The organism is Nodosilinea sp. LEGE 07088 (genome assembly GCF_015207395.1).
Classification (GTDB): domain Bacteria; phylum Cyanobacteriota; class Cyanobacteriia; order Phormidesmidales; family Phormidesmidaceae; genus Nodosilinea.
In genome coordinates this window covers 1-3373 of the sequence record NZ_JADEWX010000312.1, presented here as the reverse complement: position 1 = coordinate 3373, position 3373 = coordinate 1, and the positions used below count along the sequence as shown (strand labels likewise).

3 protein-coding genes and 2 pseudogenes are annotated in these 3373 nt (G+C 55.7%); all 5 read left to right on the top strand.

Going from position 1 to position 3373, the window contains the following annotated elements; all coding sequences use genetic code 11:
* Positions 1-125 precede the first annotated feature (125 nt).
* Positions 126-1670, top strand: a pseudogene (locus IQ254_RS30345) (site-specific DNA-methyltransferase); the annotation flags it as partial.
* A 179-nt stretch (positions 1671-1849) separates the two neighbouring features.
* Positions 1850-2248, top strand: coding sequence for an endonuclease domain-containing protein (locus tag IQ254_RS30340; protein ID WP_193969863.1), 399 nt, complete (start codon positions 1850-1852; stop codon positions 2246-2248).
* Positions 2245-2580, top strand: a complete 336-nt coding sequence (locus IQ254_RS30335; protein ID WP_193969862.1) for a nucleotidyltransferase family protein — start codon at positions 2245-2247, stop codon at positions 2578-2580. Before IQ254_RS30340 ends, IQ254_RS30335 begins: the two co-directional genes overlap by 4 nt.
* The gene (locus IQ254_RS30330; protein ID WP_193969861.1) at positions 2567-2902 is read left to right on the top strand and encodes a DUF86 domain-containing protein; all 336 of its coding nucleotides are present in this window, start codon (positions 2567-2569) and stop codon (positions 2900-2902) included. The genes IQ254_RS30335 and IQ254_RS30330 overlap by 14 nt, the downstream gene beginning before the upstream one ends.
* 221 nt (positions 2903-3123) lie before the next feature.
* Positions 3124-3373: pseudogene (locus tag IQ254_RS34125) on the top strand (DNA helicase); the annotation flags it as partial.

Sequence of the window (3373 nt, the reverse complement as noted above, 5' to 3'; positions counted from 1 at the left end):
AGTTATGGACCGACTGGGCACTCCAACTGATAGCGCTCAAACCCCATAAACATCGCTATTTTCAGCGTGGTCTCTATGCTCTATCCCTGATGCAGCAAGCTCTTTAGGTACGTTGTCACCCGTTAAGCTGCGGTTCTGGCACCACTGCCTATGTCGCTGAACAGTGGGGACGCCGCTGGATCACCATCGACACCTCCCGCGTGGCTCTGGCTCTCGCCCGTGCCCGCATCATGGGTGCCCGCTATCCCTACTACCTGCTCAAAGACTCTAAGCCAGGGCAGCAAAAAGAAGCCGAACTCACCCGCACAGAGGTTTCCACTGCCCCCACCTACGGCAACATTCGCCAGGGGTTTGTGTACGATCGCGTGCCCCACATCACCCTTAAGGCCATTGCTAACAACGCCGAAATCGACGTGATTTGGGAGCAATATCAGCCCCAGGTCGAGCAAGCCCTGGCCGACCTCAACGCCGCCCTTTCGGGGCACAGCAAACCCTACCCCGTCACCACTGGCGGCAGAGACGGTAAGAAAATCGACTTCACCGCCAGCGGCACGATCAAGCTGCCCTCTGGGGAAGATGCCCCCGCTAACGCCCTGTTGGAGTGGGAAGTGCCCCGCGAAGCGCCTGCCGACTGGCCCGATAGTGCCCAGGCTCCCTTGGATGCCTTCTGGCAGGCACGCATTGCCCGCCAGCGGGAGATTGACGCCTCCATTGCCGCCAGTGCCGACCAGGAATTTCTCTACGACAAACCCTACGAAGACAAATCCATCGTCCGCGTCGCTGGCCCCTTCACCGTCGAAAGCCTCTCGCCCCACCGCGTCCTCGCCGTTGACCAAGACGACGAACTGATCGACCCCAACGTCACCAACCCCGACCGCAGCAGCGAAGAAGCCGACTTCGCCAGCGTCATTCTCGAAACCCTCAAAACCGCAGGTGTTCAGCAGGCCGACAAAAGCGACAAAATCACCTTCACCACCCTCACCGGCTGGCCCGGCGACTACATCTGCGCCGAAGGCCGCTACGTCGAGGGCGACAGCCAAACCGAAAAACGCGCCGGTATCTTCATCGGCCCTGAATTTGGCACCGTCTCCCGCCTCGACCTGGTCGGTGCCGCCAAAGAAGCCGGGGATGCCGGGTTTGATGTCGTCATCGCCTGCGCCTTCAACTACGACGCCCACTCCTCCGAATTCAAAAAGCTGGGCCGCATCCAAATCCTCAAGGCCCGCATGAATGCCGACCTCCACATGGCCGACGCCCTCAAAGACACCGGCTCGGGCAACCTCTTCGTCATCTTCGGCGAACCCGACATCGACATCGACGCCACCGACGACGGCCAGATTCAGGTCACGATTCACGGTGTTGACGTGTTTCATCCGCAATCGGGTGAAGTGCGGGCGAGCGATACGGATGCCATTGCCTGCTGGTTCATCGACACCGACTACAACGAAGAAAGCTTCTTCGTCCGCCACGCCTACTTCCTCGGAGCCAGCGACCCCTACAAGTCTCTCAAAACTACCCTCAAAGCCGAAATCGACCAAGACGCTTGGGAATCCTTATATGGAAGTGTTTCACGCCCGTTTGATAAACCCACGTCTGGCCGCATCGCCGTCAAGGTCATCAACCACCTCGGCGACGAAGTCATGAAGGTTTTTAGTGTGGGATCCCCCTAAATCCCCCTTAAAAAGGGGGACTTTGCCTTGATTCCCCCCTTCCCAAGGGGGACTAGGGGGGATCGCTAGCCCAATAAGCTATGTGGGATCCCCCTAAATCCCCCTTAAAAAGGGGGACTTTGCCTTGATTCCCCCCTTCCCAAGGGGGGCTAGGGGGGATCGCTAGACATCTCTGTGCTATGCCTAAACTCAGAAAAAGTTCTTTCCATCTCCCCTACAATCCAAATCTGGTACCTCGGGCGAAAGAACTGCGCAAAAACATGACGCCCGCAGAGCAAAAACTATGGTTTGACTTCTTGAAGGACTTCCAGTTTCGAGTGCATCGCCAACGTCCCATCGATCACTTCATTGTTGACTTCTACTGTGCAACGCTCAAACTCGTGATTGAAATTGATGGGGATAGCCACTTTACTGAAGACGGAAAGATCTACGATCAGGCTAGAACGGAAAAACTTGCGCAATATGGCTTGAAGGTGATCCGGTTCACCAACCAAGATGTCCTCAGCAACTTTGCGGCAGTTTGCCAACAGATTCAGCATGTTGCACAAACGATACAGACTTCTAAACGTGAAGTATGAACAGTCTTCAAATTGACTTAGCGCCTGACACCATCCAACGCTTTTGCCATAAATGGCAAATTACAGAACTGTCGCTGTTCGGCTCAGTGCTGCGCGACGACTTTCGCCCCGACAGCGACATCGATGTGCTCGTCACCTTTGCTCCTGATGCCCCGTGGAGCTTGCTAGACCTCGTCAATATGGAGTATGAACTGGCAAATCTCACCGGACGCGATGTTGATCTGATTGAAAAGCGCGTTATTGAAAAGAGTCCCAACCCCATCCGCAAAGCAAAAATTCTCGGCACTGCGCAGGTCATCTACTCCCATATGGAGGCTTATGACCCCGCGTGATCGCGCCTCATTAATCGATGTCGTGAATGCCACCCGATTAGCCCAGAGCTTTGTGCAAGACATGACCTGGGACAGCTTTGTCGCCGATATCAAAACCCAATCTGCCGTGCTGTACCAAATTGCCATCATGGGGGAAGCTGTAAAACGTCTTTCGCCAGCATTCCGAGAACAACATCCCGAGATCGATTGGAAAGCCATGGCCGGAATGCGTGACAAATTAATCCACGATTACGAAGGCGTTGATGTTGAGCGGGTGTGGCGCGTCTTGCAATCTAATCTTCCAGAGCTACTGCAAACCATTACCGCTGTACTAGAGGACTAATGGAATTCCGCATCTCAGACACCTTCACCGACAGCCTCGCCAGGCTCACCAACCAGGAACAGAAAGCCGCCAAGATGGCCGCCTTCGACCTGCAACTCGACCCGGCCAGCTCAGGCCTGCGGTTCCACAAGCTCGATCGCGCCAAAGACCCCAACTTCTGGTCGGTCAGCGCCAATATGGACCTTCGCCTGATTGTCCACAGAACCGACGCTAGTCTGCTCCACAAGCTCGATCGCGCCAAAGACCCCAACTTCTGGTCGGTCAGCGCCAATATGGACCTTCGCCTGATTGTCCACAGAACCGACGCTAGTCTGCTGCTCTGCTACGTCGATCACCACGACAAAGCCTACAACTGGGCTAGACGGCGCAAGATCGAGCGCCACCCCAGAACCGGTGCCGCCCAGCTCGTCGAAGTGCGCGAAACCATCGAAGACGTCATCATTCACCAGCCCGTTACCCCTGTCTCTTATA